The 23710-nt window shown below is 69.6% G+C and carries 26 protein-coding genes; 10 read left to right on the forward strand and 16 right to left on the reverse strand.

All coding sequences use genetic code 11. The annotated features are described in order from the left end of the window. Nucleotides 1-23 precede the first annotated feature (23 nt). The 6 genes from IEX49_RS09845 (at nucleotide 24) to IEX49_RS09870 (ending at nucleotide 6947) form a co-directional block, all read left to right on the forward strand. Nucleotides 24-2939: an esterase-like activity of phytase family protein gene (locus tag IEX49_RS09845; protein WP_188805995.1), complete on the forward strand. Its 2916-nt coding sequence runs from the start codon at nucleotides 24-26 to the stop codon at nucleotides 2937-2939. A 68-nt stretch (nucleotides 2940-3007) separates the two neighbouring features. Beyond that, nucleotides 3008-3457, forward strand: coding sequence for an FAS1-like dehydratase domain-containing protein (locus IEX49_RS09850; RefSeq protein WP_188806138.1), 450 nt, complete (start codon nucleotides 3008-3010; stop codon nucleotides 3455-3457). After that, a complete protein-coding gene (locus tag IEX49_RS09855) occupies nucleotides 3457-3891 on the forward strand; it encodes a MaoC family dehydratase (RefSeq protein WP_188805996.1) in 435 nt (144 codons plus the stop codon). The genes IEX49_RS09850 and IEX49_RS09855 overlap by 1 nt, the downstream gene beginning before the upstream one ends. Continuing rightward, the gene (locus IEX49_RS09860; RefSeq protein WP_229672514.1) at nucleotides 3888-5009 is read left to right on the forward strand and encodes a UDP-N-acetylmuramate dehydrogenase; all 1122 of its coding nucleotides are present in this window, start codon (nucleotides 3888-3890) and stop codon (nucleotides 5007-5009) included. Before IEX49_RS09855 ends, IEX49_RS09860 begins: the two co-directional genes overlap by 4 nt. Nucleotides 5010-5079: 70 nt before the next feature. Next, complete coding sequence (locus IEX49_RS09865) at nucleotides 5080-6054, forward strand: NAD(P)/FAD-dependent oxidoreductase (protein WP_188805997.1); 975 nt, start codon at nucleotides 5080-5082, stop codon at nucleotides 6052-6054. 89 nt (nucleotides 6055-6143) lie between these two features. Next, entirely contained in the window at nucleotides 6144-6947 is an 804-nt protein-coding gene (locus tag IEX49_RS09870) for an SGNH/GDSL hydrolase family protein (protein WP_188805998.1), read from the forward strand. On the opposite strand, the gene asd is transcribed toward IEX49_RS09870, so the two are convergent. The 10 genes from asd to IEX49_RS09920 all read right to left on the reverse strand — a co-directional run bounded on the left by asd (nucleotide 6944) and on the right by IEX49_RS09920 (nucleotide 15170). Beyond that, a complete protein-coding gene (gene asd / locus IEX49_RS09875; RefSeq protein WP_188805999.1) occupies nucleotides 6944-8101 on the reverse strand; it encodes an aspartate-semialdehyde dehydrogenase in 1158 nt (385 codons plus the stop codon). The two genes, IEX49_RS09870 and asd, sit on opposite strands and share 4 nt — an antisense overlap. Before the next feature lie 10 nt (nucleotides 8102-8111). Continuing rightward, a complete protein-coding gene (locus tag IEX49_RS09880; RefSeq protein ID WP_188806000.1) occupies nucleotides 8112-8333 on the reverse strand; it encodes an NF038396 family protein in 222 nt (73 codons plus the stop codon). Further along, the gene (locus tag IEX49_RS09885; protein WP_188806140.1) at nucleotides 8330-8848 is read right to left on the reverse strand and encodes a dihydrofolate reductase; all 519 of its coding nucleotides are present in this window, start codon (nucleotides 8846-8848) and stop codon (nucleotides 8330-8332) included. The genes IEX49_RS09880 and IEX49_RS09885 overlap by 4 nt, the downstream gene beginning before the upstream one ends. A gap of 22 nt (nucleotides 8849-8870) precedes the next feature. Further along, nucleotides 8871-9647, reverse strand: coding sequence for a thymidylate synthase (locus tag IEX49_RS09890; RefSeq protein WP_229672541.1), 777 nt, complete (start codon nucleotides 9645-9647; stop codon nucleotides 8871-8873). 38 nt (nucleotides 9648-9685) lie between these two features. Then, complete coding sequence (locus tag IEX49_RS09895; protein WP_188806002.1) at nucleotides 9686-10090, reverse strand: GntR family transcriptional regulator; 405 nt, start codon at nucleotides 10088-10090, stop codon at nucleotides 9686-9688. Beyond that, entirely contained in the window at nucleotides 10087-11958 is a 1872-nt protein-coding gene (locus IEX49_RS09900; RefSeq protein ID WP_188806003.1) for a hypothetical protein, read from the reverse strand. Before IEX49_RS09900 ends, IEX49_RS09895 begins: the two co-directional genes overlap by 4 nt. Nucleotides 11959-12021: 63 nt before the next feature. Continuing rightward, a complete protein-coding gene (locus IEX49_RS09905) occupies nucleotides 12022-12381 on the reverse strand; it encodes a GNAT family N-acetyltransferase (protein WP_188806004.1) in 360 nt (119 codons plus the stop codon). A 14-nt stretch (nucleotides 12382-12395) separates the two neighbouring features. Continuing rightward, nucleotides 12396-13397, reverse strand: coding sequence for an NUDIX hydrolase (locus IEX49_RS09910; protein WP_188806005.1), 1002 nt, complete (start codon nucleotides 13395-13397; stop codon nucleotides 12396-12398). A gap of 77 nt (nucleotides 13398-13474) precedes the next feature. Continuing rightward, entirely contained in the window at nucleotides 13475-14461 is a 987-nt protein-coding gene (gene mshD / locus IEX49_RS09915) for a mycothiol synthase (protein ID WP_188806006.1), read from the reverse strand. A gap of 25 nt (nucleotides 14462-14486) precedes the next feature. Next, entirely contained in the window at nucleotides 14487-15170 is a 684-nt protein-coding gene (locus IEX49_RS09920) for a winged helix-turn-helix transcriptional regulator (RefSeq protein WP_188806007.1), read from the reverse strand. A gap of 60 nt (nucleotides 15171-15230) precedes the next feature. Here IEX49_RS09920 and IEX49_RS09925 point away from each other — a divergent pair, with 60 nt between their 5' ends. From IEX49_RS09925 to ygfZ, 4 genes are all read left to right on the forward strand, one after another. Beyond that, complete coding sequence (locus IEX49_RS09925) at nucleotides 15231-16025, forward strand: hypothetical protein (protein WP_188806008.1); 795 nt, start codon at nucleotides 15231-15233, stop codon at nucleotides 16023-16025. Nucleotides 16026-16043: 18 nt separating this feature from the next. Then, nucleotides 16044-16391, forward strand: coding sequence for a hypothetical protein (locus IEX49_RS09930; RefSeq protein ID WP_188806009.1), 348 nt, complete (start codon nucleotides 16044-16046; stop codon nucleotides 16389-16391). Nucleotides 16392-16552: 161 nt separating this feature from the next. Beyond that, nucleotides 16553-17197: a nitrobindin family protein gene (locus IEX49_RS09935; RefSeq protein WP_188806010.1), complete on the forward strand. Its 645-nt coding sequence runs from the start codon at nucleotides 16553-16555 to the stop codon at nucleotides 17195-17197. Between the two features lie 18 nt (nucleotides 17198-17215). After that, nucleotides 17216-18382, forward strand: a complete 1167-nt coding sequence (ygfZ, locus tag IEX49_RS09940; protein WP_188806011.1) for a CAF17-like 4Fe-4S cluster assembly/insertion protein YgfZ — start codon at nucleotides 17216-17218, stop codon at nucleotides 18380-18382. A gap of 125 nt (nucleotides 18383-18507) precedes the next feature. Here ygfZ and IEX49_RS16830 read toward each other — a convergent pair whose 3' ends face one another. The 6 genes from IEX49_RS16830 to IEX49_RS09970 all read right to left on the reverse strand — a co-directional run bounded on the left by IEX49_RS16830 (nucleotide 18508) and on the right by IEX49_RS09970 (nucleotide 23681). Then, a complete protein-coding gene (locus tag IEX49_RS16830; RefSeq protein ID WP_229672516.1) occupies nucleotides 18508-20532 on the reverse strand; it encodes an HNH endonuclease in 2025 nt (674 codons plus the stop codon). 171 nt (nucleotides 20533-20703) lie between these two features. Continuing rightward, the gene (locus tag IEX49_RS09950) at nucleotides 20704-21102 is read right to left on the reverse strand and encodes a VOC family protein (RefSeq protein ID WP_188806012.1); all 399 of its coding nucleotides are present in this window, start codon (nucleotides 21100-21102) and stop codon (nucleotides 20704-20706) included. A gap of 76 nt (nucleotides 21103-21178) precedes the next feature. Further along, nucleotides 21179-21940, reverse strand: coding sequence for a GNAT family N-acetyltransferase (locus IEX49_RS09955; RefSeq protein WP_188806013.1), 762 nt, complete (start codon nucleotides 21938-21940; stop codon nucleotides 21179-21181). Nucleotides 21941-21979: 39 nt separating this feature from the next. Then, entirely contained in the window at nucleotides 21980-23011 is a 1032-nt protein-coding gene (locus tag IEX49_RS09960; RefSeq protein WP_188806014.1) for a 6-phosphofructokinase, read from the reverse strand. Nucleotides 23012-23042: 31 nt separating this feature from the next. Then, nucleotides 23043-23297 carry a PspC domain-containing protein gene (locus tag IEX49_RS09965; RefSeq protein ID WP_188806015.1) on the reverse strand — a complete coding sequence of 85 codons (255 nt, stop codon included), beginning with the start codon at nucleotides 23295-23297 and terminating at the stop codon, nucleotides 23043-23045. A gap of 39 nt (nucleotides 23298-23336) precedes the next feature. Beyond that, nucleotides 23337-23681 carry a hypothetical protein gene (locus IEX49_RS09970; RefSeq protein ID WP_188806156.1) on the reverse strand — a complete coding sequence of 115 codons (345 nt, stop codon included), beginning with the start codon at nucleotides 23679-23681 and terminating at the stop codon, nucleotides 23337-23339. Nucleotides 23682-23710 lie beyond the last annotated feature (29 nt).

Genomic DNA, 23710 nt, shown 5'->3' on the forward strand with positions numbered 1-23710 from the left:
TCCCCCGAAAGGGTATCCCCGACATGAGCACTCACCGCCGCCTGTCCGGTGCCGTGGCACTCGGCCTCTCCGCCGTGCTGACCGGCGCTTTTGCCGCCCCGACCTTCGCCGCGTCTGCAGACGCGGCCCCAGCAGAAGCCGCTGCGCCCGCCGGCGAGACCGCTGAGGGCCAGTCCTTCCACCGCTTGGCCACCCTGCCGGCCTTCGAGAACCAGCTGGCCGCGGACCCCGAGGCGGACCCGTCCGCCCCCACGGTCGCCGAGATCTCCACCGTCACCGCGGACGGCAACACCGTGATCCACACCGATGCCGAGGCCGGGGGCATCGGCTTCGTGGACATCACCGACCCGGAGAACCCGCAGGCGGCCGGGTTCAAGGCCACCGACGGATCCCCGACCTCCGTGTACGCCACCGAGGCCTTCATCATCGTGGTCACGGACACCTCCGAGGACTTCACCCACCCGAGTGGCAAGGTCGAGTACTGGGACCCGGAGACCCTCGAACTGATCCACGGCGTTCAGCTGAAGGGCCAGCCCGACTCGATCGACGTCTCGCCCGATGGCACCACCGCGATGATCGCCGTGGAGAACCAGCGCGACGAGGACCGGGAGGACGTGGACGGCGGGCTGCCGCAGCTGCCCGCCGGCGAGTTGGCCGTGATAGACCTGTCCGCCCAGGACATCACCGCACTGACCGCCGAGACGATCCAGTACACGGACCTGACCGGGTTGGCCGGCCTGGACACCCCCGAGGACCCGGAGCCGGAGTACATCAAGTTCTCCCCGGACGGCACCAAGGCCGCCCTGACCCTGCAGGAGAACAACGGCGTCGTCATCCTGGATGCGTCCACGGGCGAGGTCATCGACCACTTCAGCGCCGGCGCCGTCTCCGTGGAGGGCATCGACACCGCCGAGGACGGCAACCTGTCCCTGGACGGTTCGATCACGGACGCCGTGCGAGAGCCGGACGCCATCGGCTGGATCGGCGACGACCACGTGGCCACCGCCAACGAGGGCGACTGGAAGGGCGGCAGCCGCGGCTGGACCGTCTTCAACGCCGATCCGGAGTCCGCGGAGTTCGGCGATGTGGTCTGGGATGCCGGCAACTCCTTCGAGAACCTCGCCCACCGCTACGGCCAGTTCCCCGAGCACCGCTCCGAGAATAAGGGCTCCGAGCCCGAGGGCCTGACCGTGGAGACCTACGGGGACACCACCTACGCCTTCGTCGGCTCCGAGCGCGGCAACTTCGTGGCCGTGTACAACGTCAACGACCCGGCCAACCCCGTCTTCACCCAGCTGATGCCCTCCACCAACGGCCCCGAGGGCCTGCTGGCCATCCCAAAGCGCAACCTCATGGTGGTCTCCTCCGAGGAGGACGACGCCGAGGTGGGCGTCCGCGCCACCGTCCAGGTCTTCGAACTCGGGGACGGTCCCGCGGCGGTCCCGACCCTGAAGTCCGCCGATGCGGCCGGGCCGGCCGGAACGGAGGGTCAACCCATCACCTGGTCCGCCCTGGGCGCCCTGTCCGCCGTGCCGGGCGAGGAGGACCAGCTCTATGCGGCACCGGATGACTTCCTGTCCCCGTCCCGGATCTACACGGTGGACACCACCACCGCTGACGACGGCGGCCCGGCCACCATCACCTCCGAGCTCACCCTGGAGCACGGGTACGACATCGAAGGCCTGTGGGCCGATGCGGACGGCACGTTCTGGCTGGCCGTCGAGGGCACCGCGATCGCCGACGGTGAGGTCGGCTCCGAGGGCAACCGGCTGGTCCACGTGGACGCCGAGGGCCAGGAACTCACCTCGGTCGACCTGCCCGCCGAGATTGCCGCAGGATTGAGGGGCCAAGGCCTCGAGGGCGTCACCGGCCTCGGTTCCGGTGAGGACGCCGTGCTCTACACCGCCGTCCAGCGCGAGGCCGCCGGCGAGGACTTCGCCCGCATCGGCCGCTTCACGGTGGCCACCGGTGAGTGGGAGTGGTTCGGCTACGAGCTCGAGTCCACCGACGTCGAGGGTGACTGGATTGGCCTCAGTGAGATCACCGCGGTGGACGAGGACACCCTGGCCGTCATCGAGCGGGACAAGCTCAACGGCCCGGACGCGGCCCTGAAGAAGGTGTTCACCGTGGACGTGCCGGAGGGCGGCGCTGCGGCCGAGGAGATTCCCGTGCTCGAGAAGACCGAGGCCGTCGACGTGCTGCCCCAACTGCAGGACCTCAACGGCTGGACCCAGGAGAAGCTGGAGGGGCTGGCGATCGCTGGCAACGGGAACGTCTACGCCGTCACGGACAACGACGGGGTGGAGGACGCCACCGGCGAGACCGTCTTCCTGAACCTCGGCCCGGCCGCGGACGTCTTCGGCGACTCCGGGGAGCCGGTGGCGGACTTCTCGGACAATCAGCCCGGTTCGGTGTACTACGCACCGGTGCGGTGGATGCAGGCCGCCGGGGTGACCACCGGCTACACCGATGGCACCTACCGCAAGGCGGCCGAGATCACCCGTGGGGAGTCCGTGGCCTTCCTGCAGCGCTACCTGGCCCCGGACTACACCACCGACCCGGCGGAAGCAGTGTTCCCGGACGTGCCCGCCGGCGCCCCGCACTTCACCCCGATCGCCTGGGCCGCTGACGACTCCGACGGCGCCCCGGTCTCCAAGGGCTACACGGACGGCAACTTCCGCCCCGGCCAGGACGTGACGCGGGCGGAGTTCGTGACCTTCCTCTACCGGGCAGTGGATCCTGAGGGCTTCACCGCTCCCGAGGCCTCGGTGTTCCCGGACGTGCCGGCGACCGGCTCGTACTACGAGGCGATCTCCTGGGCCGCCGCCGAGGGACTGGTCAACGGCTACCGGGACGGTGACTACCGCCCGTACGAGCCGATCAGCCGCGGCGAGGTCGCCAAGGTCATGTACCAGCACGACCTCGTGCAGGAGGACTGAAGGGCCTGGGTGAGGGGCGCCGGACGGTAGGCTGTCAGTCGATGTCACCGGACCTGAGGAGTACCGCAGTGGGCGTGAACCCGGACCTGCAGGGGCGGACCTATCCACCCACCGAGCCCTACGTCGTCGGGCGGGAGAAGATCCGCGAGTTCGCCGCGGCCGTCCAGGCCACGCACCCCGCGCACACGGACCTCGCCGCCGCCCGGGACCTCGGCTACGCCGACCTGGTGGCCCCGCCCACCTTCCTGGTGACGCTCGCGCAGAGGGCCGAGGCAGCCGTCGTGGCCGATCCGGACGCCGGCATCGACTTCTCGAGGGTGGTCCACGCGGACGAGCGCTTCACCCACCGGCGCCCGGCCGTGGCCGGCGACGAGCTTCTCGGGGCCACCACGGTCGAATCGGTCAAGTCGCTGGGCGGCCACACCATGGTCACGACCGCCACCGAGATCACCACCACCGGCGGCGAAGCCGTCTCCACCGTGCGGTCCACCCTGCTGGTCCGCGGAGAGGACGCCTGATGACCGAGCTCAGCAAGGGCGATTCGATCGGCTCCACCACCGTCACCCTCACCCGTGCCGACCTGGTCCGCTATGCGGGGGCCTCGGGCGACTTCAATCCGATCCACTGGTCTGAGTCCACCGCCCGCTCGGTGGACCTGCCGGGCGTGATCGCCCACGGCATGCTGACCATGGGCGCCGCCGTCCAGCTCGTCACCGACTGGTGCGGGGACCCCGGCGCCATCCTCGACTATCAGACCCGCTTCTCCGCCATGGTCCCCGTGGACGAGGCCGGGGGCGCCACCCTGACCGTCTCCGGCAAGGTCGGCAAGATCGATGACGACGCCGGCACGGTCCGGATCGACCTCAGCGTCACCGATGCCGGGCACGGGGACGCCAAGGTCCTGACCAAGGCGCAGGCCGTCGTCCGGGTCTCGGAGGGGACCGCCGCGTGAGTGGGCGGGTGGCCACCTCGGGGCCTGCGGAGATCGAGGCGGGCGTCCGCCTGGCCGAGTACACCACGAGCCGGGTCGGAGGCCCCGCCGCCGGGTGGGTCGCGGCCGGGTCGGCTGAGGAGGCCACCGAGGCCATCCGGGCCGTCGACGCTGCCGGCACGCCCCTGTTGATCCTGGGCGGCGGCTCGAACACCCTGATGGCCGACGCCGGCTTCCCCGGCACCGTGGTCCAGCTCGCCTTCCACGGGGTCCAGGTTGTGGAAGAGACAGGAGATTCAGTCGTTGTTCGGATGGCCGCCGGTCAGGACTGGGATGAAGCCGTCGCCTGGACGGTGGCCCAGGGCCTGACGGGGCTCGAGGCGCTCTCCGGCATCCCGGGCTCCGCCGGTGCCACCCCGGTGCAGAACGTCGGCGCCTATGGCTCGGATGTCTCCCGCACCCTGGTGTCCGTCCAGGCCTGGGACCGCCAGGCGGACGAGCTGGTCGAGTTGAGCCACGAGGACCTGCGGTTCGGATACCGGGACTCCGTCATCAAGCGGAGCATGCTGGACTCCACTCCCCGCTGGGTGGTGCTCTCCGTGGACTTCCGGCTGCACCGCTCGGGCAGCATCGCCCCGGTCCGCTTCGCCCAGCTGGCCCAGGCCCTCGGCGTGGACGAGGGGGAGTCCGCCCCACTGGAGACGGTCCGCCACCAGGTGCTGCGGTTACGGGCCGGCAAGGGCATGGTCCTGGACGCTCAGGACCAGGACACCTGGTCCACGGGTTCCTTCTTCACCAATCCCATCGTCCCCGCGTCCGTCCGGGCGCACCTGCCCGCCGACGCCCCGGCCTACGGCGCCGGGCAGGACGAGGACGGAGAGAAGCTGGTCAAGCTCTCCGCCGCATGGCTCATCGACCGCGCCGGTTTCGGCAAGGGCTTCGGGCTGGGACCGGACGAGCAGGGCATCGCCGGCGCCCGCGCGTCGTTGTCCACGAAGCACACGCTCGCCGTGACCAATCGGGGCACTGCGAGCACGGCGGACCTGTTGGCCATCGCGCGCACGGTGCGGGACGGCGTCGAGGCCCAATGGGGCGTACGCCTGCACCCCGAGCCGGTGCTCGTGGGGTGTGAGCTCTAACTCGCTCTCGGCGGATTTGCCATTCGGCAAGAATGATTGCCAATCGGGGCATGGGTTCGATCATGGTGTCATGAACCAGAACCAGACCTTTGATATCCCTGATACCCGTCGCAGTCCTCAAACCCTGGACGTCCTCATCGCCGGCGGCGGTGCGGCCGGCCTCGCCGCCGCCGTGACCCTGGCCCGGTCCCGGCGCTCCGTCACCGTGGTGGACGGCGGCCACCCGCGCAACGCCCCCGCTGACGGCGTGCATGCCCTGCTGGGCCGCGAGGGCGTCAGCCCTGCCGAGCTGCTCGCCGCAGGGCGCCAGGAGGTCACCGGATACGGGGGACAGGTCCTGGACGGGGAGATTGCCGCGGTGCGCCGGCTGGAGGACGGACGTTTCGAGGCGACTCTGGCGGGGTCGGCGGGACCAGCGGGTTCAGCGGGGATGGTCCTCACGGCCAACAACCTGCTCATCGCCACGGGTCTCGTGGACGAGCTGCCGGAGGTCCCGGGCCTGGCCGAGCACTGGGGCCGGGACGTGATCCACTGCCCCTACTGCCACGGATGGGAGGTCCGGGACCATTCGATTCTGGTGCTGGGGACCAGCCCCAACTCGGTGCATCAGGCCATGCTGTTCAGCCAGCTCAGTGACGACGTGACGTTCCTGGCCCACTCCGGCCCCGTGGACGCGGAGGGCGCCCGGACGCTGCAGACCCTGGGTATCGAGGTCGTGGAGGGGCATGCTGCCGGCGTCGAGGTCCGGGAGGGACGGGTGGCCGGGATCCGGCTGGCGGACGGCACCGTGGTCCCGGCCGAGGTGATCGTGGTGGCGCCACGGATGCTGGCCCGGAGCGAGGTCTTCGAGGACCTGGGGCTCCGGATGGATCAGAACCCGATGGGCCGCTTCATCTCGGTGGACGCCACTGGCTGGACGGGTGTTCCCGGCGTCTGGGCCGCCGGCAACGTAGCGGACCTCTCGGCCCAGGTCGGCGCTGCGGCGGCCGCCGGGACCATGGCCGCGGCCCGGCTCAACGCGGAACTGGTGATGGAGCGGCTGTAGGACGTGTGTGGCAACCTTCGGCCGCGCTTCACGTGGCCGTCACCGGCTGGTCACGGTGCTGACCGGTGGCGTGCCTATCGTCACCGACCATGGGCGGATTGTTTGTGGCCATCGGCGACTCCTTCACCGAAGGGGTCGGGGACTGGGAGCCCCGGCACCCCAACGGGGTGCGCGGCTGGGCGGACCGGGTGGCCAAGCAGTTGTCCAAGGCGGATCCGAGCAGCCGCTACGCGAACCTGGCGATCCGTAGCCGGCGCCTCGCCGGTGTCGTCGAGGAGCAGATCGAGCCGGCCCTGGACATGCATCCAGACCTCATCAGCTTCTATGCGGGCGGAAACGACCTCCTCGAGGTGCGCCAGGACCTCGGCCTGGTCCTGGCGAACTACACGCGGGCGGTCGAGCGCCTCGTGTCCTCCGGGGCGCAGGTGCTCCTCTTCACGGGGTTCGACGTCCCGTTGCATCCCCTGCTGGAACCGTTCAAGCGCCGGAACTGGGCCTTCAACGACAACGTGCGCCGGCTCGCCCGCCAGTACCCGGACTCCGTCACGCTCGTGGACTACTGGGCGTGGGACGCCTATGGTGATCGCCGCATGTGGGACATCGACAAGCTCCACATGAACCGCGCCGGGCACCGCTACATGGCCATCCAGATCCTCAACATCCTGGGAGTGCGGCACCAGCTGGAGTTCGAGCCCTTCGGGCCCAGCGAGCGGGTGGGGCTGCTCCACTCCGTCAACCGGGACGTGGAGTGGCTGCGCCAGTGGGTGCTGCCCATGTTCGGCCGCCGGATCCGGGGGATCACTCTCGGCGACGAGCTGCAGCCCAAATGGCCCGAGCCCTTCCTGCCGGCGGACGGCATGAAGAAGACGTACCGCAAGCGACGTAAACCCTAGAGGTTCCCGGTGGCGATCGCCAGCATGCGGCGCACCGGCTCGGCGGCGCCCCACAGCAGCTGGTCGCCCACGGTGAACGCGGAGAGGTACTCGGGGCCCATCTCCATCTTGCGCAGGCGGCCCACCGGGATGGTCATGGCGCCGGAGGCGGCGATCGGAGTCAGGTCCGCCATGGAGGCCTCCTTGGTGTTCGGCACCACGGAGACCCACTCGTTGTCTGCGGCGATGATCTGCTCGATCTCGTCCAGCGGGACGTCCCGCGTCAGCTTCAGGGTCAGGGCCTGGGAGTGCGAGCGCAGGGTGCCGATGCGCACGCAGAGGGAGTCGAAGGGCACCCGCTGGGCTGCCGAGTGACCCAGGATCTTGTTCGTCTCGTCCCCGGCCTTCTTCTCCTCCTTGGACATGCCGTTGCCGAGGTCCGCGTCGATCCAGGGGATGAGGGACCCGGCCAGCGGCGTGCCGAACTGGGAGGCGTCCAGGGAGCCGTCACGCTGGGCGGCGGTGACCTTGCGGTCGATCTCGAGGATGGCGGAGGCGGGATCGGCCAGCTCGTTCGCCACCACGCCGTGGAGGTCGCCGAACTGGGTGAGCAGCTCACGCATGTGGCGGGCACCGCCGCCGGAGGCCGCCTGGTAGGTCATGGCGGTGCCCCACTCCACGAGGCCGGCCTTGAACAGTCCGCCCAGGCCCATGAGCATGCAGGAGACGGTGCAGTTGCCGCCCACGAAGTCCTTGACGCCCGCGGCCAGGCCGGCGTCGATGACGTTCCGGTTCACCGGGTCGAGCACGATGATGGAGGAGTCCTCCATGCGCAGCGTCGAGGCGGCGTCGATCCAGATCCCGTCCCAGCCGGCGGCGCGCAGCTTCGGGTAGACCTCGGAGGTGTAGCCGCCGCCCTGGGTGGTGAGGATGACGGGCAGCTTGGCCAGCGTCTCGATGTCATAGGCGTCCTGCAGGGTGCCGGAGTCGCGGGGCGCCGCCTGACCGGCGGCAGAGGTGGAGAAGAACACCGGGTTCAGGCGGTCGAAGTCGCCCTCCTCGGCCATCCGCTGCAGGAGGACGGAGCCGACCATGCCGCGCCAGCCGATGAGGCCGACCGTGGGGTTGGCGGCGGAGTCGGAAGCGGTCTGGAGTGCTGAATCTGGGGAAAGCATGCCCCCCAGTCTACTGGCCGGAGCTGTCCTCGGTCAGTGACTTGCGTTTCAGGGTGGCCCACAGCCCGCCGAAGATGAACACCTGGGTGAGCACCACCAGGAAGACGACCCCCATCACCACATTGTCCGTGAAGATCATGACCAGGCCCATCACGGCGGTCACCAGGCCCAGGATCGGGCAGGCGACGAAGGCGATGAACGTCAGGGTGGTCTTGTTCAGCAGCTGGTTCATGAGTGGTCCTCGTGGTCGTCCTGGGCGCGTTCCCACCGTTCGAAGCGGTACCCGGTGCCGGAGTCGGTGCGGTGTTCCTCGAGAGAGGTCCGCGTCCATTGGCCGTCCAGTGCGGGGGCGTACGTGTCACCGGCGGCGTCGGTCTCGATCACGGTGATCTCGGCCAGGGTCGCCACATCGAGCGCCTGCTCGTACAGCGTGGCCCCGCCGATCACCCAGATCAGGTCCAGTCCGTCTGCCTCGCTCGCGGCCTCGAGGGCCTCCTGGAACCCGGGGACGACGACGGCGCCCGCCGCCCGCATGGCGTCCGCCGACTGCTGGCGACGGGAGACGACGATGTTCGTCCGTCCCGGCAGGGGCCGGAACCTCTCCGGGAACGAGTCCCAGGTGCGCCGGCCCATGATGACCGGGTGGCCGTGGGTGCGGTCCCTGAAGTGGGCGAGGTCCTCGGGCAGGTGCCACGGCATGGAGCCGTCGGCGCCGATGACACGATCCGGGGTCTGGGCCCAGATCATGCCGATGCGGGTGGGGGTACTGTCAGACGGCAATGGGGGCCTTGATCGTCGGGTGGTGCTGGTAGTCGACCAGCTCGAAGTCCTCGAGGGCGTAGCTGAAGATGTCCTCCGGGGTCCGGCGGAGCCTCAGCTGCGGGTAGGGGAACGGCTCCCGGGAGAGCTGCTCGGTGACCTGGTCCACGTGGTTGTCATAGATGTGGCAGTCGCCGCCGGTCCAGACGAAATCGCCCGGTTCCAGCCCGGTCTGCTGCGCCATCATGACGGTCAGCAGGGCGTAGGAGGCGATGTTGAACGGCACCCCGAGGAACAGGTCCGCCGAGCGCTGGTACAGCTGGCAGGAGAGCTTGCCGGGGCCGTTCTCCTGCGGGGCCACGTAGAACTGGAACATCGCGTGGCACGGGGGCAGGGCCATCTGGTCCACCTCTGCCGGATTCCACGCGGTGACCAGGTGGCGGCGCGAGTCCGGGGCGGTCTGGAGGGAGTCCACGACCTTCGCGATCTGGTCGATCTGCCCGCCGTCCGGAGTGGGCCAGGACCGCCACTGCACGCCGTACACCGGGCCCAGCTCACCGTCCTCGTCCGCCCACTCGTCCCAGATCTTCACGCCGCGCTCCTGCAGCCAGCGGACGTTGGAGTCGCCGCGCAGGAACCACAGCAGCTCCAGCGCCACGGACTTGAAGTGCACGCGCTTGGTGGTGATCAGTGGGAACGATGCGCTGAGGTCGAACCGCAGCTGCCGGCCGAACACGCTACGCGTCCCGGTGCCGGTGCGGTCTGCCTTGGCGGCGCCGGTGGCCATGACATCGGCCAGCAGGTCCTCATACGGGGTGGAGATGCTCACTGCCCCAGTCTACGGTGCGCGTCCTGGACCAGCTCCACGGTCTGCTCTGGGCTGAGTCCCGCCGCCCTCGCCCGGCGCGCGAGGTCCTCGGCAGCCTGCACGACGTCGGCCGGCCAGTCCCGCTGTGTCCGCGCCTCCCTGACGTCCTGCCCCGGGGGCGACTCTGCCACGGTGGTGCCGTGCCGGCGCCGGGACACCACGTACCCGGCCGCCTCCAATTCCCGGTAGGCCCGGGCCACGGTCCCGACGGCGATCCCCAAGTCCGCGGCCAGCGCCCGGACCGAGGGGAGTCGGGAGCCGGGGGTGAGGGATCCGTCATCGACCAGGGCGGCGATGCGCGCCCGCAACTGCTCGAACGGCGGCACCGGTGAGGACAGGTCGAGGACGATCTCAGCGCTCATGTGCGGGGGATCTCGGAGGTCACTTCCCGCTCGGCCTCCCGCTCGGCCTGGCGGGGCCGGAGCCGGACCCCGGGCACGTCGGGGGCCGGGGCCATCACGCAGGCCGTGATGAGCCCGAACAGGGCGAAGACGATGAGGGTGCGGATCAGGAGCAGGCCGCCCGGCAGGTCATGGACGGCGAGGTTGACGATGCTGGTGCTGATAAAGCCGTGCCAGACTTGGACGCCCGCGAGGAGGGCGGCACCGGTGACGGACAAAACGCCCGCGGCGCCGACGGCCAGCAGTCGGTTGGCCCCGCCGGCACGGATTGCGGCATCCTGCTCGGGCGTGGCATGGCCGAGGGGCGGGCGGTGCAGGGCCATCCGGGCCAGGGCTACGGCGGTCAGCGTGAAGACGGCGGTCGTCATGGCCAGGGCGATGGCCAGTTCGGTCTGCTGCCACGTCGTGGTCAGGCAGAGCACGCACCACACCGCCGCCAGGAGCACGGACACGCCGAGGGCGTAGACCGGCCAGCGGGACGGCCTGCCGGTGGTGGCCGGCTCCCGAGACGGGCTGTGCCCCCGGCGGACGCCGAATTCGGTGAAGCCCAGGATGACCAGGGCTGCCGCGCACGGCACGGCGGACCACAGCAGCATCGACCACGTGTCCCACGCGGACCCCCAGGCTGGACCGGCAGACCCGTCCATGGACGAGCCGGTGTGGGGAATGGCCCACTGGAAGAACGCGACCAGCGCCGCGATCGGTGCCGCTACCATCCAGGCCAGGGTGGCCCCGTCCAGGCGCAGGCGCAGCACGGCGCGGGCGGTACCCGGAGGGGACGGTGCGCGAGCGGGCCGAGGCGACGGGCCGGCGTCGTACGCTTCCGGGTGCTGCACCGTGTGGGAGCCGAGCTCGGAGACGAATGGTGACCGCCAGAAGAGCAGGACCAGCATCACGAGAATCGAGCCCAGACCGAGCCAGGGCATGAAGGGGGTGGAGTAGCGATCCTCAGCCTGGCGGGCCAGGGATGCGTCAGCATTCGCCCAGGCGTTGAACCCCGCGGCGCCGATGCCCAGCATCATGACCGCCACGGTGCGCAGGGCGCGGTTGACGGCGATGCGCCGCACGAGGTCGTCGTCGAGGGGATGCAGGCCCGTCAGCGTGGGGCGCCGGGCGATGATCCGCAGCACGATCACGAAGCCGACGGCGGCCAGGACCAGGGCCAGCAGCAGCCAGGGGGCGATGTCCTCACCGCCGCGGGATCCCGGCTCGAACCAGCTGCTCTCCGAGCCGCCGTACTCGTCGCTCCACGTCTCACTCCACGTCTCCGTGATCTCTCGCGCCTCCACCGCCGGGGTCTGCCAGGCCAGCGCCACCAACCCGGCGGAGGCCAGCATGATGACGGCGGTGGCGCCGGTCAGGTAGCGGGGGAGGAGGTCGGTGGCGCGGCGGTCGCTCAGACGGGCCATGCGCACGGCGCCGGTCTGCCGGGGCCACGTGTACTGCGCCACGGCGTACACCAGGACGAAGGCCATCACCGGGCCGAGGGCGATCCCGAGCGACTCGTACCACGGCAGGGGAGGCAGCGGAGCGCTGATGATGCTCCGGACGGTCTCCCCGTCGGTCTCGGTGGCGACCGGGAACGCGCCGTTGCTGAGCCCGTTGCTGAAGACCTCCGCCTGCTCCGGGGTGGCCAGGGTGGACAGCCTGGAGGTGCCGGAGGCGAAGAGGGCGATGAGCGCCGCGATCATCGCGTGGGTGCGCACGGCCCGCACGGGGTCGCCGCGGCCGGGGCTCCACGCCGTGCCGCGCAGGACGACGTAGAGCAGGCCCAGTCCCACGGCCAGTCCTATACCGGTGGACCCGACCCATCCCATGGCGTTGCCCATGTGCTCCCCCTTCGACTATGTGTCAATGTATCAATCCATTGACACATTCGAAAGGGGTGTGAACTACTGGTTGCCCTCGAATCCGCCCTTGAAGACCAACGGCTCGTACTCGGGGTAGCGCCGCAGGTAGTCCTGCACGTAGGAGCATTCCGGCACGATCAGGAAGCCCTCGGCCTTGAGTCGCTCCAGCACGATCGTCACCAGCGCGCGGGCGTAGCCGCGGCGCCCGAAGGCCTCATCGATGATGGTGTGCTGCAGGATCACCACGGTCTCCTCGCCCACGGTCTGCTCCGTGTAGCCGAGGAAGCCGATGAACTGCTCCTTCTGCCACAGTTCGATCCGGCCGCGGTCCGGGTCGCGCTCCACGCGCAGGTCGTCATGGACGATCTTGGGGGTCTCGGTACTGCTGCCCTGGGTGCTCATGCGATGAGGCTACTTCAGTCGTCCCAGACGTCGTAGACCTCGATCGACACGATCTTCCCGCCGGCATCCAGGGCCTGGTGGGCCACGATGACCGCACCGGGCTTCAGGTAGGGATCCTTGCGGGGCAGGGCGGCCAGCACGGCGTCCTGGGAATCCGGCACCCCGTCCGCCAGCACCCCGTCCTTGAGCACCTCGAGGATCTCCGGCAACACCGGTCGATGGGTGCACAGCAGGGTCGAGCGCTGCTTGCCGAGCCGGGTCGCCATCTCCTTGCGCGACCTCTTGGGCTTGTTCTTCGCCGTCTTCTCGGTGAAGGCAGCCATCTCCTTGAACCCGCGCTTGGTGTCCTTCACGTACGGGGTCACCGTCTCCACGCAGCGCAGGTAGGGCGAGGTGATGACCTTGTCCGGGTTCCAGGCTCCCAGCAGGCGACGCACGGACATCGCCTGTCGCTGTCCCGTGGCCGCGAGGGGCCGTTGGTCCTCCGCGCGCGACCAGGAGGAGCGCGGCTTCGCCTTCGCGTGGCGCAGGATGATGAACGGGGCGGTGCGCAGGGTCTTGTTGCGGTGGGCTGCGAACAGGGCCTCCAGCGGCTCGCGGTCCGTGGCATTGGTCAGGGCGGCGCGGGCCTTCTTGACGCTCATCCACTCGGTGCGGTCCACCTCCCGGCCGTCCGGGACCGGGGTGGTCCGGGAGGCCTCGGCGGCCCAGTACCAGACCTCCTTGGGCGTCTTGGCGGCGCCGATGGTGTAGCGGGTCGTCGGCAGCGGCAGCCCCAGGTCGACCACCAGCCCGATCTCCTCGCGGACCTCCCGCACCGCGCATTCCGGCAGGGTCTCGCCGTCGTCCAGCTTGCCCTTGGGCCAGGACCAGTCGTCGTACTGGGGGCGGTGGATCAACAGGACTTCGAGCCCCTGCCCCGAGGTGCGCCAGGGCACCACTCCTGCAGCGAGGACCGGGGCGGTGGGTGCAACGTCGTGGAAGTCGGCGGTCGAGCGGGCTGCAGTCTGGGGCATGCGGGATCCACTTTCCGAAAAAGGGGCGTGGCGGCCCATCGTATCCGGCGCTGAACGCCCGGTGGCCTCGAGATGGACTACCCGCGCGGGGTGTACATCACATCGGTGTCCCAGCGGACGAAACCGAGCTTGCGGTAGAGCTCCACGGCCGCGGTGTTGTCCGCGTCCACATAGAGCATCACCGCCTCCACGCCCTGCTGTTGCAGGTAGCGGATGCCCGCCACCGTCAGCACCCGGCCCAGGCCGCGGCCCTGCGCCTGGGGACTGACGCCGACCACATAGACCTCGCCGAGCGGCGGATGCCCGTCGGCGCCGGGGTGGATCTTCGTCCAGTGGAAGCCCAGCAGCGTCCCATCGGCGTCCTCGGCCAGGATGAACCCGGACGGATCGAACCATGGCTCGGACTTCCGGGCGTCCAAGTCGGTCTGGTCCAGCGAGCCCTGCTCGGGGTGGTGGGCGAAGGCTGCGGCGTTCGTCTCCAGGAACGCGGCATCGTCCGCGCCGGGCACGAAGGACCGCAGGGTGATGCCCTCGGGGGCGGTGCCGTCCCACACGCTGGTGCGGTGGGAACCGTTCTCCACGTCGTCCTGGGCCACCTGGTGGGTGAGGCGCAACCGCAGCAGCTCGCGGACCGGCGTGTAGCCGAACTGCTCGGCCAGCCGGGCCGCCGCGGCATGGTTGCCATGCGCCCAGGCGTTGTACTTCTCGGTCAAGCCGGCATCCAGCTCCCGGGCCAGGGCGGTCGCCACGCCCTGGGAGCGGCAGCTGGGGTGCACCACCAGTTCGAGGGTTCCGGGTCCGGCGTCCGGCCCCGCGGAGATGGCCACGGCGGCGCCCGCCAGTTCACCGTCGCGGCCATCCTGGTGGTCCAGCCACGCGGTGACGGTCCGGACCTGGTCCAAATCGTCCGTGGTGCGCAGCTCGACCCAGGTCTGGTCGGAGAACGGGGGATTGCCGTCGGCGGACTCGGCCGCCTCGGCCAGGGCGGTCAGGTCGCGCAACAGCCCGGAATCCAGGCGGCCGGCACTGGTGGACAAGGACGGGGATTCGTGCGGGTGGTCCATGGGCCAACCCTAGTCGTTGTGCGGGTTATTCTCCCGAGCTGTCGCGCGGAACGAAGCGGTATCCCACGTTCCGCACGGTGCCGATCAACTGCTCCTGGTCCGGGCCCAGCTTGGCGCGCAGTCGGCGCACATGGACATCCACCGTGCGCGTGCCGCCGTAGTAGTCGTAGCCCCACACCTCGTGGAGGAGTTGTTCACGTGTAAAGACCCGGCCCGGGTGCTGCACGAGGTGCTTGAGCAGCTCGAACTCCTTGAAGGTGAGGTTCATCGGCACGCCGTTGACCTGGGCCGTGTAGGTGGTGGCATCCACAAAGATCCCGGAGGCGCGGATCGGCTGGTCCGCGCCCTGGTCGTCCCCGGGGGCGGGGAGGGTGGCCAATCGCAGCCGGGCCGTCACCTCGGCCGGGCCCGCCGTGTCCAGCAGGAAGTCGCGGGCCCCCCACGCGGGGGAGAAGCCTGCCAGGCCGCCTTCGGTCAGCACCGGGAGCAGGGGCAGCCCAGGAGAGGCGGTCGAGAGGGCCCGGCACAGGTTGCGGGCGCCGGTCAGGTCGCGGCGCGCGTCCACCAGGACGACGTCGGCCTCGGGGTGGCGCAGCAGCGCCTCGGCCCGCGGTGGGCCGGCCACGGTGCGGTGGTCGAGGAAGGCGAGAGACTCGAGAATCGATTCGGGTTCGGCGGACGCTCCGGAGAGCAACAGCAACAAGGCCAAGGTGGACTCCTCTCCGGGTCAGGACGATTATACGGACCTGGACAATGGCAGGATGGACGCGTGAAGCATCCACTGTTGGCCACCGCGGCCGCGATCACCGCCGTGCTCGTGGGAGCCGCCTCCCTCGGCGGACCGTGGTTCTCGGTCGGAATCGCCGCGGTCCTGGTCATCGCGGCCGCGCTGGGATGGCCCCAGATGCTAGGGGCACCGGCCCGGAAGTCACTCACGGCTGTTCTCGGCGTGTCCGGGCTGGCGGCCGTCGGAGCCGTGTCGCTGTGGCCCGGTCAGGGTCCCGGAGAGGGACCCACCGCCTTCGGGGCGTCGTTGATCGAACCCATTGCCGTCTGCGTGGCGCTGGGCGTGGTGGCTGCCTTCATGGTCCAGCTCTTCCGCGGCTCCGGCAGCCCCCAGCGGCTGGAGTCCACAGCCGGCACCATCACCGGTGTGGTCGTCATCTGTGCCGGCGCCGGGTGGGTCGCCCTCGCCCGGTACGACGCCGGCCCGCTTGCCCTCTCCGTCGGTCTCTCAGTGGCGCTCGCGGCCCTGGCGGGGCTGGTGCCGTTCCCGAGCCGGGGCGGCCGCGGTCTGGCCGCTGGACTCTCGCTGGTGCTGGCCGGCGTCGTTCCCCTGGTTCTGGAGCCGCTGTGGCCGGCTTCCTGGGGCGTGCTGCCGCTGCCCGCTGCCGTGGTGGCCGGATTGCTGGGCGGGCTGGTGCTCGTCCTGACCGGACGCACCGCCCCGGACCGCGGGATGGGCAGGCCGCTGGGGAACCGTGCCGCGGTGGCCCTGGGCGTGGCACCCGTGGCGGTCGTGGGACTGCTGACCTATTTTGTGTTCAGGATCATGCCGGTCTGACCGGCGGGAGGAGAAACCATGTCTGAGGAAATGGCCGCCGCGAACTACACGGTGGCGTTGGAAGAGGGCGGTGACGACGCCTTCGAGCGGGTCTTCCGCTTCGTCGGCGGCGTGCTGACCCAAGTCCTGGGGGGCTCCGGTGCGGACGTCGTCGGAGTCTCCGTGGTGGTGCGTCGGCGCAGCGACGAGGAGGAGGTCCTGCGGATCGACGCCGTGGACCAGCAGGACGGGGACCAGATCCTGCAGGCGATCCAGAGGGATCTGGACACCTACCCCTCCAACGAGTTCGTCACCTTCTGGCTCGAGCAGGTTCAGCACGGACGCCATGTGGCAGGCCGGGACGCGGACGGCACGCGGCTCGAGTAATCCCGCACGCGGCGCCCGCCCGTCTGGAGTAGGATCGGGGCATGTCCCTTCTTGCACTCGAGGTCTTCTTCACTGTTCTTCTCGTCATCGCCGGGCTGGCCATGGCCGCATTCGCCGTGCTCGTGGTCTCCGGCCTGTACAAGGGCCAGCGCTGAGCCTTCGTGCCCACTGAACTGCCTTTTGACCTGACCCCGGAGCTCGCTCCGCTGTCCTGGCTCATCGGCGCGTGGGAGGGGCAGGGCCGCCTCGGTTCCGGCGAGGACGGGACCGAGATCTTCTACCAGCGGGTCGACTTCACCGACCATCGTCTGCCGTTCATCGAGTACCGCGCCGAATCCTGGCTGTGTGAGGCCGACGGCACCCTACTCCGGCCGCTGACCGTCGAGAACGGCTTCTGGTCGCTGGACCGTGACCGCCGCGATGGCGACGTCGGGCCCGGCATGAGCCCCGGGGACGTGGTTCCGGTCCTCCGGTCCGCTGATGATGTGGAGGCCTTCCGCCGTGAGGACGGGTCCTTCCCCATCACCGCGCAGATCTCCCATCCTGGTTCCCTGACCGAGCTCTACTACGGTGTCATCAAGGGCCCGCAACTGCAGCTGAAGACCGATTCCGTGCTGCGCGGTTCGGCGGCCGGCCCCTACGAGGGTGGCTCCCGGATCATGGGCCTGGTCAACGGGCAGTTGTTCTGGCGGTGGGACGCCACCCACCACGCCGGTGCCGGTGAAGAACCGCACGCCTCGGCCATCCTGGACCGGATGCCCGATCCCACCCAGGGGCGCCTGGCCCCCGGCACGCCCCGTACCTGACTGAGACTGAGGCCCCGCATGTTGTCTGTTCCTGGAGCAGTGGCCGGCAACGGCCCCGACGCCCCCGTGGCCGCCCATTACGGCCAGCCCACTGCTGAGCAGCGGGCCCTAGAAGCCGGCACCGCCGTCGTCGATCTCTCCCACCGCGGTGTCGTGACCGTCTCCGGGCCGGACCGCCTGACCTGGTTGCACGTGCTGACCAGTCAGAAGCTCGACCGACTGGCGCCGGGTGTGTCCACCGAGACCCTCTTCCTGGACGTCCAGGGCCGCATCGAATTCGACTGCCACCTGGTGGACGACGGCGAGACCACTTGGCTCACCGTCGAGCCCGGGGAGAATGCCGGCCTGGCCGACTGGCTGCAGAAGATGAAGTTCGCCTCCCGCGTGGAGATCGCGGACCGCACCGGCGAGATCGCCGTGGTGGGATCCACCGCCGCGGTTCCCGGGTGGGATGAGCGGGAAGACATCACCCGGTGGGAGGACCCGTGGCCGCGCATCGGCGAGGGCGGCTTCCCCTACACCGATGATCCGGATCCTGCCCAGCACCCCGCCGCGGACTGGTCCTGGAACGAGTACCTGGTGCCGGTGCCGTTGCTGGAGGAGTTGGCTGAACCATCGAGTCGTACAACGCCGCGAGAGGGCTCCGCCCTGCCCGAGGGGTGGACCCTCGCCGGGACGATGGCCTCCGAGGCGTTGCGCATCGCCGCCCTGCGGCCGCGGCACGGGATGGACACCGATGAGCGCACGATCCCGCATGAGATCGATCTGGTCCGCACCGCCGTGCACCTGGAGAAGGGGTGCTACAAGGGCCAGGAGACGATTGCCCGCGTGCACAACCTGGGACGCCCTCCTCGTCGGCTGACCTTCCTGCAACTCGACGGCTCCGGCCACACCTTGCCTGCCCCTGGATCTGACGTCATTGTGCGTCCCGAATCCGAGGCGGAGGCTGCCACGGCCCGTTCGGTCGGCACGGTCACCTCGGTGGCCCAGCACCACGAGATGGGCCCGATTGCCTTGGCCATCCTCAAACGCAACACCGACCCCACGGCCGAGCTCCTGCTCCGTGACGGCAACGCCGAGGACGGATGGTCCTTCACCGCGGCCACCCAGGAGACCGTGGTCTCTCCGCAGGCCGGCCAGGTCGTCGGGCGTCAGTCCGGGTTCCTGCGCAAGGGTGCCCGCTGAGCCGGCCCTAACTCAGTCGGTCCAGCTGGCCTCGGCCTAGTCGATCCTTCCTCAGTCGGACCTGCCCCGGCCGGCCCCCATCTCAGTCGGTCCAACCCCAGCCGGCCTCGGCCTGGCCGGTCCGCCTAAGCAGCCCTCGCGTATTCCACCCGTGTTCCGGGCCGGATCCGTGGCCTCATATGGTCAACGTTTCTGATGTGCTCTTTGGTTCTGAGGCAGTCAGCGGCTCTGAGGCCTTCGTGATCCCTGCGCCAGCCCCCTGTGAGGAGCGGCGTGGATGCAGGCAGCCTCACCGTCACGGGGGATGCCGTGGCGCAGGCCGGGTCCCTTGTTCCGCGCCGACGTCCGGCAACTCCATCGTCAGCGCCGGCGCCTCCTTCACCGCCAATGACAGGAATGACAGGGTTGGGCTCCGGGGAGCGGGCAGCGGTGATGGCAGGTGCGGACGCACTGGGTGGTGCGACTGCATGCGGCGTTGCGGACGAATCAGGTACGGATGCGTTGGGTGGTGCGGAGAGTGGCCGGGACCGACTGGAATAGCGGTGCCCCGTTGGGGTCGTGATCTCGAGTTCGTCCGGGGATGCTCGATGAGACCATCCAGGGTGTTCCTTGGTGTAGTTGCAGCGAGCGCAGAGGCCGGAACCATTGCTGTAACTGGTGGGGCCGCCCTGGCGATGAGGCATGGCATGGTCGATATGGCGGATGGGCGCCCCGCAGTACGGCGTGCGGCAGATATTGTCCCGCAGAACGATCATGCGACGTAGCTTTCCGGAGAACTCGCGGCGCTGCGAGTCCATTGCCACCAGCTGTCCGGTCTCGGGTGACGTGTAGAGCCGGCGCAGGAACACCCTGGCCTCGGCGATCTCCGCGGTCTCGGCGATCTCGGCGGCCTCGGGGTGCGCGGATGGTCCGGTGGCGGATGGTCGATCGGCGAGATCGACGTCGCGGGTGCTATGGGTCGACCCGTCTGACGCTTCATTCGAAGTCCTGCCCGCAGTCCCGTCCGAAGCCCCGCCTGAAGCACCGTCCGAAGGCCCGCCTTGAGGGATGCTGCCGGCGAGTAGTTTCCGGGCGACGGCGGCCGGGAGGGGCCCGTGACCGGGGATCCACGCAGGTTCGTTGTCACCGGCGAACAGGGCGGCGTCCGTCATGATGAGCTGGACTTCCACCGGTGAGGCCTCGTCCGTGCTGCGGCCGGTGAGGCGTTCGACCATGACGTCAGTGAGGACCTGCTGGGGGCTGCGCCCCTCTGCTTCTCCGAAGGCCACCGCCGACCCTGCCTGGTCGGTCAGGGCCTGATAGCAGGCAGCGGCTTCCAGGGCGGGCAGGAGAGCCGTCAGGTAGGCCATACCGTTTTCAGCGGGCTTGAGGTTCACATGCCGGGTGGCCACGGCTTGGTCGTATTGCTCCGCTGCCGTCTCGGGATCTGCGCGATGTGCCAGCGCTTGGGTCTCCAGCTTGAGATCGTGGATTCCCAGCACGGGGAGTCGGTCTGCCAGCGTGGAATCGACGCTCCGGCGGGCCTGCTCGGGAAGCCAATGGGTGTGCCGTTCCACCGTAGCGGCATGTTCCTCGCTGATCTGGCCGCATTGCAAGGCGGAGAGGGTGTTCGTCAGATCCCCGGTGAAGTGGAGGGCCTGGCGCAGTTGGATGCTGCCGCGCTGTTGGCTCACGCGGCGAGCCAGCGCGACCTCAGCTCCCAGTCCGCGCCCTCGCTGGGACGCCGGTATGCCGCGAGCCGCCTCATCGCGGTGCCGATGCTGGTGGAGGGCTGCCGTCTCGCGGGCTTGGGCCGCAGCACAGGCGGCCTTGAGATCCTCCAAGGCGCGGATCCGGGTGATGGCCTCGGCCTCGCGTGCTACGGCAGCCAGGTCCTCGTCGCTCGGCCCGAAGCGACGCTGGGGAGTGTGCGCTGCATCAGGGTCGGCAGGGTTGGCGGTGGTGGAATCCTGATCGCAGGACCCAGGGCCGACCTCGAGGTTGGCGGATATCGTGGCGGCGGGAATCATGCCAGCGAGGGACGCGCGAAGGGCGATGAGCGACCGGGCGTCCTCGATTGTGACTACCGTCAACATCTCGGCTGTTTGGCTGGCATCGGCGCGCCCGGAGGTGTCTCCTGGGATTGGTGCGCGTTCCGCCGATTCGAACATGTGTACTACTCTATGGTTGATGGCGGACACGGTAAAGAGGCGCGGTCCCGACTGGGGATAAGTTGCTTCCCTGCTTCCCTGCTTCCCTGCTTTCCGCTCGCTGTGGAGGACCTGGTCCCGCCGGATGGTGGGCGTGGTTGCGCCAGTGGAGTGTCTGGTCTTGCCGGTCGGCTACTCGTCGCGAGCGGACAGCACGCAGAATTCATTGCCATCCGGATCGGCGAGGACAGTCCAGGTGGCGTCCTCCGGTTCGCCGACGTCGATGAGGGTGGCCCCCAGCGCCTCCAGACGGTGGATTTCCGCGTCCCGGTCGTCCGAGGTATGGGGCGCGAAATCCCAGTGCAGGCGGTTCTTGCCGGACTTCTGCTGCTCCACCGGGACGAAGACCATGCCGGGCGGAACGCGGTGGAACGGCAACGAGTCCGAGAGTTCGGCCGACCAGCGGGGGATCACCACGGACTCGAGATTGGATTCATAGGCGATCTCCCAGTCGAGCGTCGTCGCCCACCACCGCGCCAGGGCCCGGTGATCCGTTGATTCCACCACTGTCGAATACCATCTCAGGGACATGTCAACAGGGTAGGGCGGGACCCGGCTGAGCGACCAGCACCGACTGAGTGACCAGCACCGACGGTCCCGCGAGCCCCTACTGGTTGAACAGCACCGTCGTCTGCGAGCCGGCGAGTTCAAATCCCAGCGACGCCGCCACCCGCTGCGCGCCGGTGTTGCCCAGGGCGGCCCGCCACTGGGGGATGAGCCCCTCGGTGAAGGCCTCCTCCATGGCGATCGCCCCCGCGTAGGCACCGAGGCCCTTGAGGCGGACATCGGGCCGGACCAACACCCCGAGATGGCCTATCAGGCCCTGCCATTCCTCGTACCCCGCGCCCGCGACCGGCTGGCCGGTCGGGGTGCCCGTGCCGTCGTCGGGAATGAGGGTGAAGGTGGAGTCCAGGCCGGACAGGCCCACCTCGGTGACGTCGTCCGCGGGGCACTGGGCCTCGAGTTCCCGGGCGTCGGAGGCCTCGTAGGACACCGAGACGGAGGAGGAGCGGGCGATGTCCGGGATGTCCTCGGCGTAGTAGAGCACCCACTCGCCGAGGGAGCGGGCGGAATGACCGGCACCCAGCCGGATCATGGTGGACTCGAGGGCGAGCTCCTCGTCGTGCAGGCCGCGGGCGGCCTCCAACAGCCAGGCCGGCCCGTACAGCACGGAGGACCCGTACAGCCGGACGAACGTGGCGATCTGGTCGTCCTCGCCCGGCTGCGAGTCGGCATCCGTCGGCACCTCGATCCGGCGCCCGCCAGAGGGTGAAGAGGATGAGGCAGCAGTGAAGGCACCGTCGTCCAGCCCCAGGATTCGGGACCAGGCCAACTCGATGATCTGGCGGGTGTGGGCGTTGACGGGCATGCCCTCCACGCTACCCCGGGCACGACGCCGGCTCGCCGGCTACCGGCCGAACAGCACCTTGGCCTCGTCGTAGCGGTGCTGGGGGACCTCCTTGAGGCCGTCCAGGGCGGCGCCCAGGGACACCTGGACGATCTCGGTCCCGTTGAGGGCGACCATCTGGCCGAATCGGCCCTGCGCCACCAGGTCGATCGCGCCCATGCCGAAGCGGGTGGCCAGGACGCGGTCGAAGCCGGTGGGTGCCCCGCCGCGCTGGATGTGCCCGAGGACGGTGCTGCGGGTCTCGATGCCGGACATCTCCTCGATCTGCTGCGTGACCCACTCGCCGATCCCGCCCAGCCGAGCGCGCCCCGAAGCGTCCGCGCCGGCTTCGGACAGGGGATCGTCGTGGCCCTCGGGGATGAAGCCCTCGGCCACCACCACGAGCGGTGACCGTCCACGGTCGTGCACCTGCTTCACCCACTCGCACACCTGCTCCATGGAGGTGCGCTGTTCCGGGATGAGGATCGCGTGCGCGCCGGCGGACATGCCCGAGTGCAGGGCGATCCAGCCGACATGGCGGCCCATGACCTCCGCGACCATGCAGCGGTGGTGGGACTCGCCCGTGGTGCGCAACCGGTCCATGGCATCGGTGGCGATGGAGACCGCGGTGTCGAAACCGAAGGTGTAGTCCGTGGCCTTGAGGTCGTTGTCGATGGTCTTCGGCACGCCGACCAGGGGCACGCCGTCGTCGGACAGCCGCTTCGCGCCGGCCAGCGTGCCCTCGCCGCCGATGGCGACCACCGCGTCCAGGCCCAGCTCTGCCATCCGCGCCGTGATGTTCTCCGGCCCACCGCCCGGGTGGTCGTACGGGTGGGTGCGGGACGTGCCGAGGATGGTGCCGCCCGTCCGGGCCAGCCCCCGGACCTTCTGGCGCGGAAGGTCCTCGACGTCGCCCTCGATCAGCCCGCGCCAGCCGTCCCGGATGCCGACCAGTTCGTAGTCGTAGGACTTGATCCCGTGCAGGACCGCGGAGCGGATGACGGCGTTGAGACCGGGGCAGTCCCCGCCGCTGGTGAGGAGACCGACGCGCATGTGGTGCCTTTCTGAAGGGGATGAGGGCGGGCTAGAGCGGGCGTTGCGTTCCGGGGAACACACGCTCCAACGGAATCGTGTTGTCCTGCCACGGCAGCAGCACCCATGCCACCAGGTATGTGGCAACGCCGATGAACGGCAGGATGAAACTGAGCAGAATAACGATTCTGACCAGCGTGGGGTCCCAGCCGAATTTTGCCGAGAGTCCGCCGGCAATGCCGCCGACCCACCGCTTCGGGCCGCGGCGGAAGGGGATGCTCCTCAGGGAACGGTAGAAGGTGTCCATGGTGCTCCTCGATGCGTTTTGGTTTGTGGTTTGGGTGGACTAGGAGGACTTGCTGCGGGCCGCGCCGGCGATGCCACCGGCGACCAGGGCCACGCCGCCGACCACGGCCAGGCCGATCATCACCAGAACCGGGTCGAGGTTCCAGTCAAGCACGGTCACGGACAGTGACCACAGGGCCAGCAGCAGGGCAATCACACCCCACACCAGGGTTCCGGTGCGGAGGGCGGATTTCTCCGGCCCGACGTCGGCCGGCTGGCTATCGCTGTCCGTGCGGTGGGCGGCGTAGTCCCGGTCGTGGATGGTGCCGCGCGTGATCTCGTCCTCGAGGGCCTGGTCCTCGTCGTGGGTGGGGTCGTAGGAGAAGTCGTGGGGATGGGTGCTCATGTCATTCACTCCTGGGCAGTCCTAATTAA

This window comes from Citricoccus zhacaiensis, from assembly GCF_014645315.1.
GTDB lineage: Bacteria > Actinomycetota > Actinomycetes > Actinomycetales > Micrococcaceae > Citricoccus > Citricoccus zhacaiensis.